The 21,398-nt window shown below is 53.4% G+C and carries 23 protein-coding genes; 12 read left to right on the top strand and 11 right to left on the bottom strand.

Going from position 1 to position 21,398, the window contains the following annotated elements:
- The first annotated feature begins 67 nt into the window (after positions 1–67).
- Genes QQL62_RS12885 through QQL62_RS12840 form a run of 10 tightly spaced genes read left to right on the top strand, consistent with a single transcriptional unit; the run spans position 68 to position 7,718 of the window.
- A complete protein-coding gene (locus QQL62_RS12885; RefSeq protein WP_284379975.1) occupies positions 68–553 on the top strand; it encodes a Na+/H+ antiporter subunit E in 486 nt (161 codons plus the stop codon).
- Positions 550–858, top strand: a complete 309-nt coding sequence (locus tag QQL62_RS12880) for an MrpF/PhaF family protein (protein WP_284379972.1) — start codon at positions 550–552, stop codon at positions 856–858. Before QQL62_RS12885 ends, QQL62_RS12880 begins: the two co-directional genes overlap by 4 nt.
- Positions 855–1,184 carry a monovalent cation/H(+) antiporter subunit G gene (gene mnhG, locus QQL62_RS12875; RefSeq protein ID WP_284379969.1) on the top strand — a complete coding sequence of 110 codons (330 nt, stop codon included), beginning with the start codon at positions 855–857 and terminating at the stop codon, positions 1,182–1,184. The genes QQL62_RS12880 and mnhG overlap by 4 nt, the downstream gene beginning before the upstream one ends.
- Positions 1,181–1,735, top strand: a complete 555-nt coding sequence (locus tag QQL62_RS12870; protein WP_284379967.1) for a DUF4040 domain-containing protein — start codon at positions 1,181–1,183, stop codon at positions 1,733–1,735. The genes mnhG and QQL62_RS12870 overlap by 4 nt, the downstream gene beginning before the upstream one ends.
- Positions 1,732–2,175: a Na(+)/H(+) antiporter subunit B gene (locus QQL62_RS12865; protein ID WP_284379963.1), complete on the top strand. Its 444-nt coding sequence runs from the start codon at positions 1,732–1,734 to the stop codon at positions 2,173–2,175. Before QQL62_RS12870 ends, QQL62_RS12865 begins: the two co-directional genes overlap by 4 nt.
- The gene (locus QQL62_RS12860) at positions 2,175–2,630 is read left to right on the top strand and encodes a cation:proton antiporter subunit C (RefSeq protein ID WP_284379961.1); all 456 of its coding nucleotides are present in this window, start codon (positions 2,175–2,177) and stop codon (positions 2,628–2,630) included. The genes QQL62_RS12865 and QQL62_RS12860 overlap by 1 nt, the downstream gene beginning before the upstream one ends.
- Positions 2,630–4,198, top strand: coding sequence for a monovalent cation/H+ antiporter subunit D family protein (locus QQL62_RS12855; protein ID WP_284379959.1), 1,569 nt, complete (start codon positions 2,630–2,632; stop codon positions 4,196–4,198). Before QQL62_RS12860 ends, QQL62_RS12855 begins: the two co-directional genes overlap by 1 nt.
- Positions 4,198–5,676: a monovalent cation/H+ antiporter subunit D family protein gene (locus QQL62_RS12850; RefSeq protein WP_284379956.1), complete on the top strand. Its 1,479-nt coding sequence runs from the start codon at positions 4,198–4,200 to the stop codon at positions 5,674–5,676. Before QQL62_RS12855 ends, QQL62_RS12850 begins: the two co-directional genes overlap by 1 nt.
- Entirely contained in the window at positions 5,666–6,028 is a 363-nt protein-coding gene (locus QQL62_RS12845) for a hypothetical protein (protein ID WP_284379954.1), read from the top strand. Before QQL62_RS12850 ends, QQL62_RS12845 begins: the two co-directional genes overlap by 11 nt.
- Positions 6,018–7,718 carry a Na(+)/H(+) antiporter subunit D gene (locus tag QQL62_RS12840; RefSeq protein WP_284379952.1) on the top strand — a complete coding sequence of 567 codons (1,701 nt, stop codon included), beginning with the start codon at positions 6,018–6,020 and terminating at the stop codon, positions 7,716–7,718. The genes QQL62_RS12845 and QQL62_RS12840 overlap by 11 nt, the downstream gene beginning before the upstream one ends.
- Positions 7,719–7,766: 48 nt before the next feature.
- Here the strand turns inward: QQL62_RS12840 and QQL62_RS12835 are convergent, their stop codons facing one another.
- The 5 genes from QQL62_RS12835 to QQL62_RS12815 form a co-directional block, all read right to left on the bottom strand.
- Positions 7,767–8,774 carry an endonuclease/exonuclease/phosphatase family protein gene (locus QQL62_RS12835; RefSeq protein ID WP_284379949.1) on the bottom strand — a complete coding sequence of 336 codons (1,008 nt, stop codon included), beginning with the start codon at positions 8,772–8,774 and terminating at the stop codon, positions 7,767–7,769.
- Positions 8,771–9,838 carry a sn-glycerol-3-phosphate ABC transporter ATP-binding protein UgpC gene (ugpC, locus tag QQL62_RS12830; RefSeq protein WP_284379947.1) on the bottom strand — a complete coding sequence of 356 codons (1,068 nt, stop codon included), beginning with the start codon at positions 9,836–9,838 and terminating at the stop codon, positions 8,771–8,773. The genes QQL62_RS12835 and ugpC overlap by 4 nt, the downstream gene beginning before the upstream one ends.
- 21 nt (positions 9,839–9,859) lie before the next feature.
- Positions 9,860–10,765, bottom strand: a complete 906-nt coding sequence (locus QQL62_RS12825; RefSeq protein ID WP_284379944.1) for an ABC transporter permease subunit — start codon at positions 10,763–10,765, stop codon at positions 9,860–9,862.
- A 7-nt stretch (positions 10,766–10,772) separates the two neighbouring features.
- The gene (locus QQL62_RS12820; RefSeq protein ID WP_284379942.1) at positions 10,773–11,654 is read right to left on the bottom strand and encodes an ABC transporter permease subunit; all 882 of its coding nucleotides are present in this window, start codon (positions 11,652–11,654) and stop codon (positions 10,773–10,775) included.
- Positions 11,655–11,718: 64 nt separating this feature from the next.
- The gene (locus tag QQL62_RS12815; RefSeq protein ID WP_284379939.1) at positions 11,719–13,020 is read right to left on the bottom strand and encodes an extracellular solute-binding protein; all 1,302 of its coding nucleotides are present in this window, start codon (positions 13,018–13,020) and stop codon (positions 11,719–11,721) included.
- 272 nt (positions 13,021–13,292) lie between these two features.
- Here QQL62_RS12815 and QQL62_RS12810 point away from each other — a divergent pair, with 272 nt between their 5' ends.
- Positions 13,293–13,886 (top strand): uracil-DNA glycosylase family protein, encoded by a 594-nt coding sequence (locus QQL62_RS12810; protein ID WP_284379936.1) that lies wholly within the window; start codon positions 13,293–13,295, stop codon positions 13,884–13,886.
- Positions 13,887–14,043: 157 nt separating this feature from the next.
- Positions 14,044–14,817 carry an SseB family protein gene (locus tag QQL62_RS12805; RefSeq protein WP_284379934.1) on the top strand — a complete coding sequence of 258 codons (774 nt, stop codon included), beginning with the start codon at positions 14,044–14,046 and terminating at the stop codon, positions 14,815–14,817.
- On the opposite strand, the gene QQL62_RS12800 is transcribed toward QQL62_RS12805, so the two are convergent.
- The 6 genes from QQL62_RS12800 to QQL62_RS12775 are packed head-to-tail and all read right to left on the bottom strand — an operon-like array spanning position 14,814 to position 21,292.
- Positions 14,814–15,761 (bottom strand): 2-hydroxyacid dehydrogenase, encoded by a 948-nt coding sequence (locus QQL62_RS12800; protein ID WP_284379929.1) that lies wholly within the window; start codon positions 15,759–15,761, stop codon positions 14,814–14,816. The genes QQL62_RS12805 and QQL62_RS12800 overlap by 4 nt on opposite strands.
- A complete protein-coding gene (gene rodA, locus QQL62_RS12795; RefSeq protein ID WP_284379923.1) occupies positions 15,761–16,900 on the bottom strand; it encodes a rod shape-determining protein RodA in 1,140 nt (379 codons plus the stop codon). Before rodA ends, QQL62_RS12800 begins: the two co-directional genes overlap by 1 nt.
- Positions 16,897–18,792: a penicillin-binding protein 2 gene (gene mrdA, locus QQL62_RS12790; RefSeq protein ID WP_284379921.1), complete on the bottom strand. Its 1,896-nt coding sequence runs from the start codon at positions 18,790–18,792 to the stop codon at positions 16,897–16,899. The genes rodA and mrdA overlap by 4 nt, the downstream gene beginning before the upstream one ends.
- On the bottom strand, positions 18,789–19,328 hold the full coding sequence (locus QQL62_RS12785; protein WP_284379919.1) for a hypothetical protein: 540 nt from the start codon (positions 19,326–19,328) through the stop codon (positions 18,789–18,791). Before QQL62_RS12785 ends, mrdA begins: the two co-directional genes overlap by 4 nt.
- Positions 19,321–20,217, bottom strand: coding sequence for a rod shape-determining protein MreC (mreC, locus tag QQL62_RS12780; protein ID WP_284379917.1), 897 nt, complete (start codon positions 20,215–20,217; stop codon positions 19,321–19,323). Before mreC ends, QQL62_RS12785 begins: the two co-directional genes overlap by 8 nt.
- 34 nt (positions 20,218–20,251) lie before the next feature.
- On the bottom strand, positions 20,252–21,292 hold the full coding sequence (locus tag QQL62_RS12775; protein ID WP_284379915.1) for a rod shape-determining protein: 1,041 nt from the start codon (positions 21,290–21,292) through the stop codon (positions 20,252–20,254).
- Between the last annotated feature and the right edge of the window lie 106 nt (positions 21,293–21,398).

The following is a 21,398-nucleotide window of genomic DNA, read 5'->3' as shown; positions in this document are numbered from 1 at the left end:
AGGGCCGAAAAACACCCTTGCCCCGCATCTGCAAAACCTTATCTTACCCGAAAGGGAAGGGAATCGCGTGTTTAGATCAGTTTTAACCGTCATGTTTCTGTTCGTGTTGTGGCTGCTTTTGTCTGGCGTCTATAAACCTATCATTGTTGGCCTTGGATTTTTCAGCTGTGTTTTCGCGGTTTGGATTGTACGCCGTATGGATAATGCCGCCGATGCTGAGCGCCTGACCATTAATCTGCGCCCCCTACAAATGATAAAATATACCTGCTGGTTGCTGGTAGAAATTGCCAAGGCTAATTGGGCAGTTACCAAGATTGTCCTCTCTCCGGAAATGCCTATTAACCAAAAACTATTCCGCGTACCGTTTTCTCAGAAAACCGATCTTGGCCAGACCATTTTCGCCAATTCCATCACCCTAACACCTGGGACAATCTCGGTAGAGCTGGAAAATGATTATTTTCTTGTGCATGCCCTTTCCTATGGCCCAGAAGACAAAGCGGAAATCGCCAAAATGGACACCCAAGTATCCAGAACCGAGAGCACCCCAGCATGATAACCGGCTCAATTGATTTGATGTTCCTTATTGGGGCGATTGCCCTGTTTGTGGCGATGGCTTTGGTTTTGGTGCGCCTGTATGCGGGGCCCACGCTTTATGATCGGGTGCTGTCGGCGAATTCATTTGGCACGCATACGGTGCTGTTTATCGGAGTGTTGGGGTTTCTGACAGGGCGGCCTGATTTTCTGGATATTGCCATGCTCTATGCCTTGATCAATTTTGTTGGTACGATCGCGATTTTGAAATTTTTCCGCTACCGCGCGATTGGGGATATCTTGGAAAACCGAGAGGTGGACGAATGACCCTGTATTTGTTGGCGATCGAAATACTTAGCTGGATTTGTATCGTGGGGGGCGGGGCCTTTGCTATTATTGGCGCCATTGGCTCGGTGCGTTTTCCTGATTTCTGGTCGCGCCTGCATGCAGCCTCGGTCACCGATAGCGCCGGCATGATCCTGCTGCTTCTGGGGATGTGCCTGCAGGCCGGGCTTTCACTGATTACCGTAAAGCTAATCTTGATCGGGGTATTCCTGTTTATTACTGGCCCCACATCAACACATGCGGTGGCAAACGCGGCCCTCGTCTCTGGGCTAAAGCCCCGAGATGGCGCACCAGAGGATGAAAAATGATCGAGCTTTTCGTCAATTTTGTTTTGTTCACAATGCTGGTGCTAACCGCGCTGGCAATTGTGCGGATTGACCGCCTGTTTGCGGTGGTGATGTTATCAGGTGTTTTTAGCCTGTTGTCGGCATTGCTGTTTGTTACGCTGGATGCGGTTGATGTGGCCTTTACCGAGGCGGCGGTGGGTGCGGGGATTTCCACCGTATTGATGTTGAGCACTATCGCCTTGACCAAGCCTGTGCAGAAAAAACCGCGCCATAATGCGCTGGTGCCACTGATTGTGGTGGGTGTTACGGGGGCCACCCTGATCTATGGTACGCTGGATATGCCGGCATTCGGGGCCAAGGATACCCCCGCCCAGAACCATGTGGCGGCACTGTATCTGGAACGCACCCCCACGGATATCGATGTGCCAAACGCGGTTACGGGTATTTTGGCCAGCTATCGCGGCTTTGATACTCTGGGCGAGACGGGCGTTGTCTTTACCGCTGGTATCGGGGTTCTGTTGTTGCTGTCTGGCCTTGCACGTCGGCGCGAAGAAGAGGGCGAAGAGCAATGATCCAACATCACCTGATTTTGCGCGTTGTAACCAAACTGTTGGTTGGTACGATCATTGTCTTTGCTCTGTATGTGCAATTCCACGGCGATTTCTCACCTGGTGGTGGATTTCAGGCTGGGGTTATTATGGCTGTGGCCTTTATCATCTATGGCATTGTTTTTGGTCTGGAAAAGGTGAAACAAGTGTTCCCGGCGTGGATCGTGCACAAAATGGTTGCCCTTGGGGTTTTGATCTATGCAGGCACCGGGGTTGTTTCGATGTTTCTGGGGTATGATTATCTAGATTACGGGGCGTTCTCGCCGCATCACCCAACCCACGGGCAACACTGGGGTTTGTTGATTGTTGAATTTGGTGTGGGCGTTACTGTTACGGGAGTGATGGTGGCGATCTACTATGCCTTTGCGGGTCGCCCCCCTGCGATTTCTGATGAGGATTGGTGATGTCTGAGCTGTTCGATCTGCGGTTTCTGGCCGACCATGCGCATTACTTTCTGTTTATCGTATTGATGATGACGGGTCTCTATATCGTGGTGGATAAAACCAATCTGGTGAAGAAAATCGTCGGGCTGAATATCTTTCAGGTATCGGTTTTCATGTTCTATATTTCCATCGGCAAGGTCAGCGGCGGCACGGCCCCGATCCTGCCCATGGATGACAAATTCCATGTGGATACCGAGGCCATGGCGGGTATCGCCTATTCAAACCCATTGCCGCATGTGCTGATCCTAACGGCCATTGTAGTGGGCATAGCGACTACATCTCTGGGGCTTGCATTGATTGTGCGCATCCGCGAGGCCTTTGATACCATTGATGAAGAAGACATTACCCATATCGAGCAAGACATGACCCGCGAAGATAATGCCAAACATGGTAACGCAATGGGGGGAATGGCCTGATGGCGGTTGAACCTCATACTGTTGAACATACCGCACGCACGTTGATGGACCACCTGCCAGTGCTACAGGTGTTGATCCCGTTTTGTACAGGCCCGATAATCGTATTCCTTGGCTCGCGCCGCCTTGCCTGGCCTTTGGCCTTTGTGGCATCGGCTCTATCTTTGATCGTATCCCTAATGCTGTTGTGGCAGGTCAAGGATGGCGGATATATCGCCTATACGTTGGGCGGCTGGGAGCCCCCCTTGGGTATCGAATACCGCATTGATGCGGCCAATGCCTTCGTTTTAATGCTGATATCGCTTATCGGTACAATCACTCTACCCTATGCGCTGATTTCTGTGGCCGACGAGATCAAACGTCGCGATCACACGCTGTTCTATGCCTGCTGGATGCTGTGCTTTACGGGCCTGTTGGGCATGGTCGCCACGGCGGATGCATTTAATGTGTTTGTTTTCTTGGAAATCTCTTCTCTTTCCACCTATGTTTTGGTGGCTATGGGCGCGGATCGCGATCGCCGCGCACTAACGGCGGCTTACGATTATCTGATCATGGGCACTATCGGGGCCACGTTCTTTGTGATCGGGCTGGGCATGATCTATATGGCCACGGGCACGCTGAATATGGCGGATATCGCAGATCGATTGGCCGATCAGGGCGCCAATCGCACCGTGCGCTCTGGCTTTGCCTTTGTGATTGTCGGGATGGGGCTGAAAATTGCCATGTTCCCATTGCACCTGTGGTTGCCCAAGGCCTATGTATTCGCGCCCTCGGCCGTGACAGTATTCCTTGCGGCCACGGCAACCAAGGCGGCAATCTATGTGATGCTGCGCTTTACGTTTTCGGTTTACCGCCCAGAATTCACCTATGCGACCAATACGCTGGAGATGATCTTCTTGCCGTTGGCCGTTATCGCGATGTTCTCGGCCTCTTTCGTGGCGGCGTTTCAAACCAATTTCAAACGCATGCTAGCTTATTCCTCTGTGGCACAGATCGGCTACATCCTGCTGGGCGTTGCTATCCTAAACGAGACGGGCCTGACGGCGGGTATTGTGCACCTGTTTAACCACGGGATCACCAAGGCCTTGATGTTTATGGGGGTGGGTGCATTTGTTCTGCGGGCAGGCGGGTCATTTTATGCCCAAATCGCTGGGCTTGGCCGACAGATGCCCCTGACGGGGGCGGCGCTGGTGATCGGGGGGCTGTCGTTGATCGGAGTGCCCGGGACGGCTGGCTTTATTTCCAAGTGGTATTTGGTGCAGGCAGCATTTGAGCGCGCGCCGGATAACCCGATGTATTTGGCCATCGCGGTCTCTGTGGTGCTGTCGTCCCTGTTGGCGGTTGTTTATGTGTGGCGCGCATTCGAGGCGATGTACCTGATGGCCCCCGCAACTGATATCCGCGCCAAAGAGGCGCCACTCTTGATGCTGGTGCCCATGTGGGTACTGGCCATTGCCTGTATCTGGTTTGGAATTGATACCGACCTGATCGCTGGCGCTGCGGCCCAAGCTGCAGCAGGTCTGTTTGAAGGATCCCAAGGGATGTTGGAAATGAAAGGTGCGGTGCACTGATGGATACGACCACCGCAATTTTTGCCGCGATGCTGATGCCCTTGGTTGCCTTGGGCGGAAATATGGCCTTCGCCCACCGCGAGAACCTGCGTGATGGGCTAACCTTTGCATCGGCCCTTGGGACCTTTGGCTTTGTGCTGGTGATCCTGTGCAATGTGGGCAATGGCACAACCGAGGCCGTTACTCTGCTAACGGTTTTTCCTGGAATCGATATCGCCTTCAACGTCGAACCGCTGGGCTTATTGTTTGCCATCGTGGCATCTGGCCTGTGGATTCTAACCCATATTTATGGCGTGGGGTATATGCGCGGGAATAACGAGAAGCACCACGCGCGGTTTTTTGCATGTTTTGCAGTGGCGATTTCTTCGGTGATGGGCATCGCGTTCTCGTCCAACATGTTCACGCTATTTCTGTTCTATGAAATCCTAACGGTCTCTACATATCCCTTGGTGGCACACAAAGGCACGCCTGAGGCGATCCGCGGTGCGCGCACCTATCTGGCCATTCTGATCGGCACATCAATTGCCCTGCAACTAACAGCGGTGATCTGGACATTCGTCCTGACCGGTACATTGGATTTCACCCAAGGTGGTATCCTTGCGGGCAAGGCCACCGGCTGGGTCGTGCCGGTTCTGCTGGGGCTATATGCCTTTGGTATTGGCAAGGCCGCTCTGATGCCATTTCACAAATGGCTTCCGGCGGCGATGGTCGCCCCCACACCTGTATCGGCGCTGTTGCACGCCGTGGCGGTCGTAAAAGCAGGCGTGTTCACCATGCTTAAGGTCGGGGTTTACATATTTGGTATTGATTTTCTTGCCCAAACGGGTGCCTCGGAATGGCTTATGTGGCTGGCGGCTTATTCGATTATCGCAGCATCCGTTGTGGCGATGTATCAGGATAATTTGAAAAAGCGTCTGGCATATTCAACGATCTCGCAACTGTCCTACATCACATTGGGCATGGCGCTGGCCAGCTCGGCAGGTGCGCTGGGGGGCGGCCTGCATATCGCCATGCACGCCATGGGTAAGATCACCCTGTTCATGTGTGCAGGTGCGATCTATGTGCGCTATCATAAAACCGAAATATCAGACATGGTGGGCCTAGGGCGCGCCATGCCGATCACCTTTATTGCGTTCCTAATTGGCGCACTTTCTATCATCGGCCTGCCGCCCTTGGGCGGTTCATGGCCGAAATTTCTGCTAATGATCGGTGCGTTGGACAGCGGGTATATTATAATCATTGCTGTGCTGGCACTCTCCTCATTGCTAAATGTTGCCTACCTGATCCCGATCGTCGCACGGGCGTTTTTCCTACCCGCGCCCGAGGGCCAGCCTAACACATACGGCGAGGCCCCTCTGTTGGTTTGGTTGCCCCCTGCACTTACGGCTGCAGGCTGTGTGATCTTGTTCTTTTATGCGGGCGTTTTGCAGGATTTCTTGGCCCCAATCGTCACCACAGGAGGTTACGATGCACAATAATCCCCATGATACCCCCGAGGATAACCCCGAGGATTACCCCAAACTGGGGCGTATGCTAGGCTGGGTTGACCGCCCCGGCAATGACACCAAGATTTTCTATGTGCTCTGTGCGATCTGTGTCGTGTGCTTTGGCCTCAGCTGGACGTTTCATATGCACGGTCATTTCCACATGGAAGAGGCGCGCGGCTTTTATGCCATTTATGGGTTTGTGATGTTCTCGGCGCTGATTTTTGCGGCAACGTTTTTGCGCATTCTTGTCAAGCGGCGCGAGGATTTTTATGGCGACAAGGCTATCGATTGCGAAGACTATCCCGAAGACCAATTACAAAGGCTGAACCACAATGATGATTGAAGCCATCCCCACCGCCTTTATCTTCTTTGCCGCGGCCGCATTGATCCTGATCCTGCCCAAGGGGCTGGCGCGAAATATTGTGATGCTGGGCACGCCGATCCTATCGGCCGTATTGGTCTGGAACACAGGGCTTGGCAATTTCGCCCAGATCCCGTTTTTTGGGTTCGAATTGGAATTCATGCGCCTTGATAAATTATCACGTATCTTCGTGCTGATTTTCTGTTTGGCGGCATTTTTGGGCAATCTGTTCGCATGGCACCTGCGTGACAGCCTGCAACAGGTGGCGGCATTGGCCTATGCCGGCTCTGCCATTGGTGCAGCCCAAGCAGGCGATATGATCACCCTGTTTTTCTATTGGGAAGGGACGGCCATTGCTTCGGTTTTCTTGATTTGGGCGCGCGGTACTGCGGGGGCCTATGCCACGGGCATGCGCTATCTGATCATTCAAATCGCATCAGGGGTTATCTTAATCGCCGGTGTTGCGGTGTTCTTCGCCGAAACAGGCACCATCACCTTTGATAAAATGGAGCTGGCCTCGCTGGGCACATGGCTGATATTCATCAGCTTTGGGATGAAATGCGCGTTTCCATTACTCCATAACTGGCTACAAGACAGCTACCCCGCCGCCACAATCACCGGCACGGTTATCCTATCGGCCTTCACCACCAAATTGGCGGTCTATGCGCTGGCACGTGGTTTCGCAGGTACCGAGATTTTGATCTATATCGGTACGGTTATGACACTGTTCCCGATTTTCTTTGCCGAAATTGAAAATGATTTGCGCCGCGTGCTGGCCTATTCTCTGAACAACCAGCTGGGCTTTATGGTTGTGGGTGTAGGGATCGGTACAGAGATGGCCCTAAACGGCACAGCCAGCCACGCCTTTGCACATATTCTTTACAAGGCATTACTGTTTATGTCTGTGGGGGCCGTGATGTTCCGAACTGGTACATCCAAGGCATCAGAACTGGGCGGTCTATACCGCACCATGCCGCTTACAGCTGTTTTCTGTCTTATCGGCGCGGCCTCTATTTCGGCCTTCCCGCTGTTCTCGGGCTTTGTTACCAAATCCCTTACTTTGACCGCAGTGGCCGAGGAACACAAATTGATCATCTGGTTGTGCTTGGTCTTTGCCTCCGCAGGTGTTCTGTCACACTCGGGGATTAAAATCCCCTTCTTCACCTTCTTTGCCCATGATAGCGGTATGCGCCCCAAAGAGGCACCACGTCACATGCTCTGGGCCATGGGGATCACGGCATTCTTGTGCATCGCCATTGGGGTCTATCCAGATCCGCTATACGCGCTCTTGCCTTATGATTTGGACTATCATCCCTATACAATGGATCACGTGGTGGCACAGCTACAGCTGTTGTTCTTTGCGCTACTGGCCTTTGCGGTGATTTTCCGCGCTGGTTTGCATCCGCCAGAAATCCGTGCGGTGAATATGGACAGCGATGTGATTTATCGCAAATTCACGCCCAGCGTTATGCGCTATCTGGCCTTCGTGGTGGCGGCACTGTTTCGAGGGGTTACAGGGATGATAAACCGCAGCGCCGCGCGTCTGGTGCACCGCCTGCACCACAGCCACGGCCCCGATGGCTCGCGCGCCGCCAGCTGGCCTGCCGGTGCGATGGTGATGTCCATCGCGGCCCTGCTGGGGCTGGCGCTACTGGTGATTTTCTTTAGCTAGCGTCTGCGCGCCGGCCCATTTGCTGGTGACAGACGCGTTGGAATGTCGCTATAGGGAAAACCGCCCCAAAATCATCTCGTGATCAGAGAGGGGAACACCGCTGGTATCTAGCGCTGCAACGATTTCGCAGTCCAAACCTTTACAATCGCGGTGGAAAAACCAATCCAGCTTCATCGCCCGATCCGGAAACCGCGTCAGGCGGCTGGGCCGTGTGGTTACACCACCGGCATTATTCTCAAAGGAAAAACCCTGGCGCTCGGCGGCGGCAAAGAGGGTTTCGTCGCGCCAATCATTGCTGGCAAGGTTGTTGCCTGTGTTCAGATCGCCCCCGATCACCACCGGTAGGCCCGGGGCAAAATCATCCACCGCGGCAATAATTCGATCCACCTGCGACTGGCGGATGCCGATATTTCCAGCACTTTCCAGATGTGTGGAAACCGCACAAACATAGCCCTGTGTCGTGGGGAATATGGCCGCGATTGCAACGCGCCCGCCAATTCTGGGCTGCGCATCATCCACCCCCTGCGCACCGCAAAACCAATGCCCGTGATCATCCAGCCGAATTTGGAATATCTGCTTGGGGGGTGTTTTTGACAAAATCGCATTACCATGCCAGCCGGACTGATTGTGATCATCAACCACACGCTCTAACTCGGGGCCACTGCCTAAACCCAGCTCGTGAAACTCTACACCATAGGCATAGCCCATGCCCATGCTCTGGGCCAAAATCTGGGTGGTATGGGCTTGGTGGGTGCGGGCCATGCCGCAATCCATTTCTGATAGCAAAACAATGTCTGGGGCATGCGCCGCTAAGGTATGGGCCGATGCGATCGGATCTAGACAGCGCTCTAGGTTCCATGCAGCAATTGTTACCTCGTGTGGTAGAGGCGCAGATACGCTGCCCTCCCATTTCACCTCGATTTTATGCAGAGCCTCTAGTTGTGCCATCAATGCGCGATGCGCCTGCGGGGTGCGCGGTGCGGCCAGAATTCTATCGGTTAATTCCGAGGAAACGGCAGGTAGCGTCTGACAGAGAGCCTGGGTGTAAAGCCTCATACCGCAACCCTTTTGCCGGTATCGGCCTCAAAAACATGCAATGTTTCCACCGGCAGGGATGCAAATAACGCGCCTTCTGGGATCATGTCTTCTTGGTGCAGGTTCACCACAAAGGGCATATCGCCCAAGCGGCCATGCACCAGACGTGCGGCCCCCAACTCTTCGGTGAATTCATGAATGAAGGGCTGGTTATCGCCCTCCTGCCTGTTGCTTAGCTTGACCTTCTCGGGGCGAATACCCACCTTGACTGGCCCTGAATAGGGGGTGGAATTCAGCGCGCCGATGGCCCCAAGACCGGCAACCTCGATCGCGCCTGCGCCATTTAGGGTGGCCTCTAGCATATTCATGGGGGGCGCGCCCATAAAGCTGGCGACAAAAACGCTAGCAGGTTGGTGATAGATCTCAGCCGGTGTACCGATCTGCTCGATCTGCCCCGCGTTCAGCACAACAATCCTGTCGGCCATGGTCATCGCCTCGACCTGATCATGGGTTACATATACAGATGTGGTGCCCAGCTTTTTCTGCAAGTTTCGAATTTCGATGCGCATCTGATTGCGCAGTTTTGCATCCAAATTCGACAGCGGCTCGTCGAATAAGAACAGCGCAGGCTCGCGCACAATTGCCCGCCCCATAGCAACACGCTGACGTTGACCACCAGACAGCTGGCTTGGCCTGCGGTCTAGATAGTCGTTTAGGTTCAGCATATCCGCCGCCCCGCGCACCGCCGCATCTATGTCTTCTTTGCTGATTTTACGATTGCGCAGGCCATAGGCCATGTTGTTATAGACGGTCATATGGGGATAAAGCGCATAGTTTTGAAAAACCATCGCAATATCGCGATCCGCAGGATCCAAATCATTGACCCAGCGATCCCCGATTTCCAAATCCCCCGATGTGATATCCTCTAGGCCAGCAATCATGCGTAGCAGCGTGGATTTACCACAGCCCGATGGGCCAACCAGCACGATGAACTCTCCATCCTGAATTTCTAAATCGGTGCCATGCACGGCGTGATATCCGTTTGGATATATTTTCTCGAGCGCTTTCAGCGATACATGTGCCATAAGTTTACTTTCTAATTAAGACTATTTGTCAGACTCGGTCAGCCCTTTGACGAACCAAGACTGGAAGAAGACTACGATCAATACAGGGGGCAACATGGTGATGATGGTCAGCGCCATTCCCACCCCGTATTCCGGTATCGCATTGCTGTCGGTAAAGGACTGGATGATGTTTTTGATGCCCCGCACCAAGGTGAACATCCCCTCTTCGGTGGTGATCAATGTAGGCCACAAATATTGGTTCCACCCAAAGACGAACATGATGATGAACATGGCTGCAATCATGGTCTTGGACAGGGGCACCAGAATATCGATAAAGAATTTTACAGGGCCCGCGCCATCAATGCGCGCCGCCTCTACCAGCTCTTCTGGCACAGATCTGAAAAACTGACGAAAGAAGAACGTGCCCGTGGCCGATGCAATCAACGGCACAATCAGGCCCGTGTAGGTATTGGTCAGGCCAAAGCTCTGGATCACCTCATAGGAGGGGAGGATACGCACCTCTAGTGGCAACAACAGGGTCGTGAAGATGATCCAAAAGCTGAATGTCGCAAAGCGAAACCGAAAGTACACAATCGCATAGGCCGCCATCATAGAAATTACGATTTTGCCCACGGCAAACCCCAAACCCAAGATCAGCGAGTTTGATAGCATGGTCATGCCATCGATGGTGCCGCTAAATCCGCTAGGCTCGAACAAGGCTTTGTTATAATTCTCGATGAATTTGTCGCTCCAGCCGAACTGTAGACCATTCTTAGCAAAGGCCAGCTTGTCATAGCTAGAGGTCATGATCGTCAGCAAAACTGGGAACAGCATAAGAGCAGACCCAAGGATGAGTACCGAATGGTCGATAACCGTTTCCCATTTAACCAAGCGCCGCCTGCGGTTGATCTTGGGGAGATTGGTGGCGGATGTAACAGAAGACTTCATAGCGGCCTCAGGTATAATGAATCCGGCGCTCAATCAGCCGGAATTGAAAAACAGTTAGCGCCAGAACCAGCACCATCAAGATCACCGATTGCGCGGAAGAACCGCCCAATTCATTACCGCGAAACCCATCTACATAGACCTTGTAGGTCAGGGTCATCGGGTTGTTGCCCGGCTCGCTGCGCAGCATCACATCAATCACTCCAAAGGTATCGAACAGTGAATAGGTGATATTGGTGATCAGTAAGAAAAAAGCAGTCGGCGCCAATAGAGGGAACGTGATCGTCCAAAACCGGTTGAAGGGAGAGCCATTCTCGATCATGGCCGCCTCGCGAATAGAGCGTGGCACAGATTGCAAGCCCGACAGAAAAAAGATGAAATTGATCGGCACCTGTTTCCATATGGAAACGGCGATCATCGCAAATGCGGTATCCTTGTAATTCACGCCCACCACAAACTCATATCCGAATAGGGCAAATATTTGCGTGATCAGCCCATGACCTTGGTAAAACAGGCTAACCCCTAACAGGCCCGCAACGGGCGGCGCCACGGCATAAACCCACATCAGCATGGTTTTATAGGTGGATGCACCGCGCAGCACCTTATCTGCCTTGACCGCAAACACCAATCCAAATGCCAAAGAGAAGAACGTAACACTTAGGGTGAAGATAACGGTAAAGAGGCTGATGCGCAGGTATTCTTTGTTTTGAAACAGCGTAAAATAGTTTTCCAACCCCACAAATGTGCCCCCAAATCCAAAGGGATCCTGAAGGTAAAAAGAAGAGCGAAGGGCCTCGACAGCGGGCCAGTAGAAGAAGAAGACGATGATCGTCAGCTGTGGGATCAGCAACAATACCGGCATCCATGGGTGGGTAAAAGCAGCACGTTTCAAAAGAGATACTCCGAAAAAATGCGGCCCGGAAGAACGCCCGGGCCGCTTGGGATTGTTGGGGAAATTAGCCTTGGGTTTTTGCGAAACGAGCCAGCAATTTGTTTGCCTCGGCTTCAATCGCGGCGAAGCCATCCTCGACGGTGGTTTCACCGGTTAGGATGCGCCCATATTCGCGGTTCATCACATCGCGAATTTGCACATAGAACCCCATGCGGTAGCCCTTGGTCCATTCGCCAGCTGGCAAAGACAATTGCTGAATACCAACCTCTGCCGCAGGCGCGCCATCATAATGGCCATCGCTCTTTGCTAATTCATAGGCGGCCTCGGTGATCGGCACATAGCCGGTCTCTTGGTGCCACATGTATTGCACATCCGCAGATGTTAGATAGCGAAAGAACTCAGCGGTTGCCTTGTTTTCCGCATCAGATTTGCCAGACATGGCAAACAATGCCGCCCCACCAATAAAGGTCTGCTTGGGGGTCTCGGTTACACCCTGCCAATAGGGCAGCATGGTGGCTGAGAATTCAAAATCAACCTTTTTGGTTAACCCGCCAAATGACCCAGAAGAGCCAAGCCACATCGCGGCCTTGCCTTCTTCGAAGGGTTTCGCATTGTCGCCCCAGCTGGTGCCCAGCCATTCAAACAAACCAGCATCTTTCCACTCTTTTAGGGCAGTGAAATGCGCCTTGATTGCAGGGTGGTTGATGTTGATTTCGGTATCACTGCCCGTGTAGCCATTGTCATTCGAAGCAAATTGAATGTCATGACGCGAGAAGAAGTTCTCGGTGAAAATCCACGGCAGGTGAGACTGCGTTAGCGGGATGTAACCGGCGGCCTTTAGGGCGGGTGCGGTTGTTTCTGCGAACTCTTCCCATGTTGCCGGGGCGCTAACGCCCGCCTTGGCCAAGGCTTCGGTGTTAAAATACATGATCGGTGTAGACGAGTTGAACGGCATGCCGATCATTTTGCCATTTGCATCGGCATAGAAGTAACGAACACCAGCGATATAGTCATTGATATCAAAGGTCACGCCATTCTGGCTGAGCAAATCTTGAACAGGAATGGTGGCGCCTTGGGCACCGATTACTGTTGCCGCGCCGGCATCAAAAACCTGTAGAACATTTGGTTGTTCGCCGGCACGAAACGCTGCGATACCCGCAGTAAGTGTTTCTTCGTAGGTGCCCTTAAAAACAGGGGTGATTTCATATTTATCTTGGCTTGCGTTGAAATCAGCCGCGATTTTATTCACGGTTTCACCTAGGCTACCGCCCATTGCGTGCCACCATGTGATGTTTGTTTCTGCGAAAGCCAATGTGCTTGACGAGACCACCATGGTCGCAGCAAGCAGAGTTTTTTTGAGGGACATAGCGTCTTCTCCAAGTGGTTGAGGATTATTCCTTGGAAAAGGCTAGAAGTCATATGCGACAGCCAAATGAATATCCTGTCGCAGAGATGTAACAGAGCAAACTTTATTAACAAATTCCTAATCGGCATGGGCATGGGTCTGATGCAGTCGCTGACTGATTTGCCTGACCTGTCTGTTTATTCCACGCGTCAATACGATCCCTACTAGACACTGGACAGCACAGGCTCGTCCCCTAAAATGCCCCAATACTTGGGCCATCTTCAGGGGGACATATGCCAACCAAGGCACAAGCGCTGTTTAGAAAAATGCACAACTGTACCCTATGCACTGGACTAGAGCTTGGCCCCAAACCTCTATTTAAACTCTCGCCAGATGTAAAAATCCTAATCGCAGGTCAGGCGCCAGGGCGCATTACCCACAAAAAGGGCCGCCCCTTTGATGATCCCTCTGGGGATCGATTGCGCCAATGGCTGGGGCTGGATCGCCAGACCTTTTACCACGATGACCGCATCGGAATTTTTCCCATGGCGCTATGCTTTCCAGGCTCAACACCCGCGGGCGATAAACCACCGCGCACAGAATGCGCCGAGGCTTGGCGCACAGATGTGATGGAAACCCTTACTCAGGTACAGCTGACGCTGGTGTTGGGGCGCTATGCCATCGCATGGCACCTTCCGGCGCTGAAAAAGCTCTCGGTTACAGATGCGGTGAAACAGGCGGCTCAGGCACCCGATGGAACCTTCGTTCTGCCCCACCCAAGCCCGCGAAATAATCGATGGCTGGCCAAGAATGACTGGTTCGAACAGGCGGTGATCCCGCGCATCCAAGCAAAGGTTACCCAAATTTTGGCCCCAGATCATACCTGATAGGTTGGCCAAACACCGCGCTGGCGTACACTGCGACCCTGTTTCGCATGTTTTTTCCTTGCCGCTTGGGGTAGGGCGCAATACTGGGGGCTAACTCTGCGGTTTGCGCGCCACCCTTTGCCAGCCCTGCGCCGCATAACACTTAGGATTCGTAAAGATGACCGCGATTGACAAAGCCCACAGCGCCATGGAAGCCGAGCCCAGTAACGAAACTGTACGCCTTGCCTTTTACGAGCGCTTGATGGAGGCAGAATTGTTCCTGATGTTGGCACAAGAGCCCACAGACACCAGCGCCACACCAGAGATCTTTGCCGCCGAGGGCCAAGATTTCGCGCTGATATTTGACCGCGAAGAACGCCTTGCGGCCTTTGCAGAAAAACCCGTGCCTTATGTGGGATTATCGGGGCGCAACATCGTACAAATGCTGGCGGGGCGCAACATCGGGCTGGGCCTGAATTTGGCTGTGGCCAGCTCTTCTATCCTGTTACCTGCGGATGCGGTTGAATGGATGGCCAGCATGATCACCAGCGCCGCGGAAACCACTGCCACCCCAGAATCTGTCGCCCCCCCCACATCCGTGCCAGAACAAATCGTTGTGGCGCTGGATCTGAAATTGGCCGCTATGGCAGGGCTGGCAGATACTGCCTATTTAGCGGATATCACCTATGATAATCAAACCCGCAACGCTGCACTGGCCTTTGTGAATGCCGCCCCGGATGCGCAAACGGCTATCGCCAATGCCATATCCGAGGCCATCACTTTTAGCGGGATCGAAGCGGCGGCATTGGATGTGCTGTTTTTGCGCGCCTCTGACCCAATTTGTGCCAAGCTGGCCACACAGGGGCTTCGCTTTGATTTACCCGAGGTCATCGCGCCTACAGCGCCAGATGCACCAGGAATGAACCCGGCTAAACCACCTAAATTACATTAATACCCTGCATCGCGATCAACCAGATTTAGAATTTCTCGCCCCTCTAGGCTACGCGCTATGTTATCCAAAATAACCTCTGCGGCATGTTCTGGGCGGGTTACGCTGGCGATATGCGAGGTCACCAGAACATTGGGATGCGCCCAATAGGGGTGCTGGGCGGGCAATGGCTCGGTTCTAAACACATCTAACGTGGCCCCCGATATATGCCCAGAATTCAGCGCCGCAAGCAAATCCGCATCATTTATCAACTGGCCTCGCCCGGGGTTGATGATGGCCGCTCCGCGCGGCATTTGCGCCAGACGCGCGGCGTCTATGATATTCTCGGTAGCCGCGGTACGGGGCAACAGCAAAACCACTATCTCGCTTTGGCGTATGAGTTGATCCAGCCCCGCATCCCCGTGATAACTGGTAATTCCTGTCAGGTTTTTGGCGCTGCGTGACCAACCAGCTACGTTAAACCCGTATTGCGCCAGTTTTTGGCCGACGAAACCGCCTAGCGCACCCAGCCCCAAAATACCGACCCTGCGATCTCGGGCTAGGGGGGGGACACGGTGGGGATCCCACGTGCCCGCCGCGGCCTGTGCAAAATAATCGCTGTCCAGATGATGGCGCATCACATGGCCCATCACATAATCGGCCATGCCCAGACGCAAACCATCCTCTACCATGCGGGCCAATGGCTGGTTGAGGCTGGGGTTACCCACCACCCGTTCAACCCCTGCCCAAAGGCTCTGCACCAGCTTGGTATTTATGAATGGTGCAAAATCAACCAAGGGCCCATCTGGCGCATAAAGGATGTATTCCACATCCTCTGGTGCTGAAACCTGACCATCGCTCATGTTTATCAACGAAAGGTCAGGGCGCAATGCGCTAAGAGGTTCAGCCAACAACCCCCGATAGGTTTCCCACTGCGCCGAGCGCCCCGCATATAGGACACCGGTCATTATCTGGCCCTATGAATATGCGCAGATTGAACCAGCCCAAAGGCCCCCAACAAAACCAGCATTGCAGAACCACCATAGCTGACCAATGGCAATGGCACACCCACCACGGGGGCCATGCCCATCACCATCAGCATATTAACGGCAAAATAGAAGAAAAATGTGGCCGCCACCCCATAGGTTAGCAACGCCGCATAGCGATTTCTATTTTGCACTGCGGTTAGGAAACAGCAGACAATTATCAGAATATATAGCCCCAATAACGTGATTCCGCCAACAAAGCCAAACTCCTCGGCAAGGGTGGTGAAAATAAAATCCGTATGCTTCTCAGGTAGAAAGTTCAGGCGGCTCTGGGTGCCCTGCATATAACCCTTGCCGGAAAACCCGCCCGACCCAAGGGCGATCTTTGACTGGGTTATGTGATACCCAGCCCCCAAAGGATCCGATGCAGGATCCAAAAATGTCTCGATACGGCGATACTGGTAATCTTTTAGGATTTGATACTCGGTACCGCGCGATTGCAAAATCGCCCCAACCATCGCAATGATCGATGACCCCGCAGCGGCAAAATACCAAAGGCTAACCCCCGCCAACAACATCACAACCCCTGCACCACCGGCCAAAAGGATCGCGGTGCCCAGATCAGGCTGATTCAGAACCAATGCCATTGGCAGGGCTGTTAAAAACAGGGGCGGGATGAGCCACTGGGGTTTGGATACCTGATCCTCGTCTAACCAATCATAATACAGCGCCAAGATCATCACCAAGGCAACCTTCATCAATTCAGAGGGCTGAAGGCGCATGAACCCCAGGTCAATCCAGCGCTGGGCCCCCATGCCCACCGCGCCAAACATTTCCACAAAAACCAGCAGAACCACCCCGCCGATATAGGCCGCAACTGACATGTTGCGCCAAAATTTTATCGGGATAAACGCCACAATTATCATCAGGATAAATCCCATGACAAAGCGCGTCAGCTGCGGCTCTGCCCAGCGTGAAAAATCCCCGCCAGATACCGAATACAGCATCAAAAAGCCCGCACTGCTAACCGCCGTTAGCAATAGCGCCAACGGCCAGTGAAAATACAATACTTTGCGAAATCCCTGTGGTACCCGCTGAATGGAGTTGATCAGATAGGTCACGTAGGCTCCTCGCGAAGGCGCAGGTCATTGCGCTTTTGGCTGGGCAAGGGCCCATAGCCGCTCTGGCCCAACTCTATTGCCTTCTCCATCACCAGTTTGGCAATGGGTGCGGCGGCGGCTGAACCACCCCCCCCATGTTCGACAATCACCGCCACAGAATAGCGCGGATTATCAAAAGGCGCATAGCCCACAAACAGCGCATGATCGCGCCATTCCCATTTGCGGTCTTTGTTTTTGATAATGCCTTGCTCGCGCTCGCGCTTGGAAATGGCACGCACCTGTGTGGTGCCGGTTTTGCCGGCCATTACCGTATCCTTAAGGCGGGAACGATAGGCGGTGCCACGGGTGTGGTTGGTTACATCATACATGCCTGCGCGCACCATATCCAAATGCCGCGGATCAAATTCCAATTTCTCAGCACCCCTTACCGGTTCCAGCTTGTCATCAAACATGTTTACAAGGCGCGGCTCTATCTGGGTGCCACTGGCCAAGCGCGCTGTCATAATCGCCAGCTGAATAGGTGAGGCCAAAACAAATCCCTGACCAATGCCGGAATTGGCGGTATCCCCAATCAGCCAATCCTCCTGCTTGACACGCTTTTTCCAATCTTTGGTGGGGGCCAGCCCCTCGCGCACCGCAGGCAGGGGAATATCGGGGCGAATACCCACCCCTAATGTCCGCGCCACCTGTGATATCCGCTCGATTCCAATGCGCAAGGCCAGCTCGTAGAAATACACATCACACGATCCGCGCAAGGCCTCGCGCAGATTCACATTGCCATGACCACCACGACGCCAACAATGAAACCGCCGACCAGAAATTTCCATATGGCCCGGGCAATAAACCCGCTCGCGTTCGTTGATCAGCCCAAAATGTAATCCTGCCAGCCCCACAACCATCTTAAACGTTGATCCAGGGGGATAGGTGCCCTGTACGGTTTTATTCGCCAGCGGACGGTATTTGTTCCCATTCAGTGCATTCCAATCAGGCACAGAAATCCCATCGACAAACTTATTTGGATCAAAGGTAGGTGCGCTGGCAAGAGCCAGAATATCGCCATTGTTTACATCCATCACCACGGCGGCCGCACTTTGGCCCTGTAGCTTTTCTAAGGCAAAGCGCTGTAATTCGGCATCTACGGTTAGCTGAACATTGGTGCCCGGTGTGCTGGCCTGCGCATCTAATTCGCGCATCACCCGGCCAACGGAATTCACCTCGATACGCTTAAGGCCTGCCTTGCCGCGCAGCGTTTGCTCGATCTTGGCCTCGATGCCGTTTTTGCCAATTTGGAACCTTGGGATCAGCAACAGCGGATCCTTGTCATTGGTCTGGCTCAGGTCATAATCAGATACCGGTCCCACATAGCCCACCACATGAGAAAAATCGGCCCCTCGCGGGTACTGGCGATTCAGGCCCAACTGTGGCGTGATGCCCGGTAAAACCGGAGAATTGGCAGATACGGCGGCGATATGTTCCCATTCCAGCCCCGTAGCAACCGTTACGGGCACAAAGGCTCGCCTACGGGCCATTTCCGCAAGAACGTTTTGGATTTGGCTGTCGGGCAGGGGGATCAGCTGTGCTAGGCGGCGCAAGACCTCTTCTGGGTCATCGGCCTGTTCGCGTACAATCTCGATGGTGTAAACCTGACGGTTTAGGGTCAGCGGATTGCCTGAGCGATCATAAATCAATCCCCGCGCCGGGGGCTGTAGACGAATATTCACGCGGTTCTCTTCCGCCAACAGGCGGAATTGGTCGGCCTGTTTCACACCCAACTGATGCATCCGCCAACCCAAAACCCCCGCCAAGCCCAGCTGACCCGAGCCCAACAATAGCGCGCGCCGGCTGATGCGGCTGGTGAAATCCTTGTCCGTTGGTGATTTTTTGTGCTTCATGTGGCGCGCCCAAAGACCTTGGAGATGGGTGGCTGTGATTTCCATGCCCAAAATAGGGTCGATACTGTGATCACCATCAGCGGGTAGCACAGGATAGAAACACCCAGCTGTATCAGCCAATCAAACCACGGGGTGACATCGGAAAATGTCAAAAACAACAGCGCCTCTTTGGCAATTGCCGCGCCAAGCAACAGACCAGCAACACTGGCCCATTCGACGAGAAAAACCATCTCTCGAAAGGCTGCGCGATTGCGCCGCACCATTTCACTGACAATCAATCCGAGAAAGCTGTTCAACCCCAATGGCCGCGACAGCAAGAAATCACAGAGCAAAAAAACAATCCCCAAGGCCCAAAAGGGAACATAGCTGGGGCGACGGATAACGAGCGCCAATGCCGCCAATAGGATCACATCAGGCCAAACGATCGATTGCGGCGTCATTGATATTGGGATCAACTGCATGAAAATAACCATGAAACACAACCCAATGAATAACAAGCGCATGCTGGCAATACGCAGGGGAGATGCCTTATCCATCTACCGCCTCCTGATCAAAATCCTTGGGCAATACCGGCCCAATCAGGCGGTCAGGCTCGGTGATCGGCGCACTGGGCGCAAAGCGGATAACACGCAGCAGATCAAGCCTGCGGAAATCTGCGGCCAGTTGCGTGCGCAGTTGCCCATCTGCCCCCAAAACCACCTGCCCAACCAGCAGATCCGAGGGGAAAACCCCGCCATCTCCTGAGGTGATGATCCGATCTCCGGGCTGAATTTGCGCAATACTTTCCACGAACTTCAGCGGCGGCTGTAATGTGTTGTCGCCTGCTAGTATCGCACGGTGATTCGAGGGTTTGATCAATATCGGAATATTACTAGAGGTGTCACTGACAAATACCACGCGAGATGATTTTTCGCCGACGGCCACAATCCGCCCAACCAAGCCAAGCCCGTCCATCGCGGCCCAACCCTCTGTCATGCCATCCTCGCGGCCCAAATTGATCAGCGCAGATTGACGGAACCGGCTACCGCTGTCGGTGATCACCTTGCCAGATACCGAACTTAACTTCGGGCTTAGCTTTACCTTATTCAAATCCAACAGGCGGGCATTTTCTTGCTCTAGCTGAATGGCGGCTTCGCGCCATGATTTCATACGCTGTAATTCGCGGCGCAACTCTTGGTTCTGGCTATAGATTCGCTCATATGATTGAAAATCGCGCCCCATCTGCGACAGCTTGTTCACCGGCGCCATCAAAGGATCCATATTGGGAACAAATCGATCAACCACCGCCATGCGCAATCGCTCTGCGCGCGGATTATCAATCCGCCATAGCATAAACAGCGCGAAACAAATCAGCAAAAAAATGCCCAAGCCTAATCGGCCGAGCATTTTAAGAAACTGTACATCACTGCTGTCGTTACGTGCCAAGATTTATCCCTTGGGCCAAAACTGAGCGTGGGCCCTAGCTGTCAAAGTCGATGATATGTGAGAGTTGTTTTTCATATTCCAGCGATTTGCCGGTACCCAAGGCCACACAGTTCAAACTGTCTTCGGCCACGGAAATCGGCAGACCGGTTTGCTCGCGCAGGGCCAAATCTAAATCGCCCAGCAATGCGCCGCCACCGGTTAACATCACACCGCGGTCTACGATGTCGGCGGCTAAATCAGGGGGGGTGCTCTCCAGTGCCTGCATCACAGCCTCTACAATTTGCTGCACGGGCTCCATCAAGGCATCCGCCACTTGTGCCTGCGTTAGCTCTACCTCTTTGGGCACACCGTTTAGCAAATCACGTCCGCGAATTTTGATGGACTTGCCCTTGCCATCCTTGGGCATGCGCGCGGTACCAATTTCGGTCTTGATCCGCTCTGCGGTACTCTCGCCTACCAATAGGTTTTGCTGGCGGCGTAAAAATGCGATCAGTGCCTCGTCCATGCGATCCCCGCCCACGCGCACAGAACGCGCATAAACGATATCGCCCAGGGACAGAACCGCCACCTCGGTGGTTCCACCACCAATATCCACAACCATAGAACCAGTGGGATCAGCAATCGGCATGCCCGCACCAATGGCCGCAGCAATCGGCTCTGCGATCAGGCCTGCTTTGCGTGCACCAGCGGATAACACTGATTGGCGAATGGCGCGTTTTTCCACAGGGGTCGCACCGTGGGGCACACAAACGATGATACGCGGTTTTGATAGTTTAGAGCGCTTGTTGACCTTGCGAATGAAATGTTTGATCATTTCTTCGGCCACATCGAAATCAGCAATCACACCATCGCGCATGGGGCGAATGGCCTCGATGCTACCAGGGGTACGCCCCAGCATCAGCTTGGCGTCTTCGCCCACTGCCAAGACCTCTTTGCGTCCATCCTTGATACTATAGGCGACAACCGAGGGTTCATTTAGAACAATGCCTTTGCCTTTGATATAAACCAGCGTGTTGGCCGTCCCTAAATCGATGGCCATATCCGCGGTAAAAATGCTCGAAATTGCGCCTAGCATGTAACCCTCATTTAATTTCGCCCTTAATTGGGCGTGGTCAATGTTATAAGTGCAGATTATTCATATGAAAAGCAAAGACTACGCCGCACAGCCGTGCCAATGTCTA

This window comes from Amylibacter marinus, from assembly GCF_030160015.1.
In the GTDB taxonomy this organism is placed as follows: domain Bacteria; phylum Pseudomonadota; class Alphaproteobacteria; order Rhodobacterales; family Rhodobacteraceae; genus Amylibacter; species Amylibacter marinus.
Note: the sequence above shows the minus strand (reverse complement) of the source record. Positions and strands in the feature narration are given on the sequence as shown.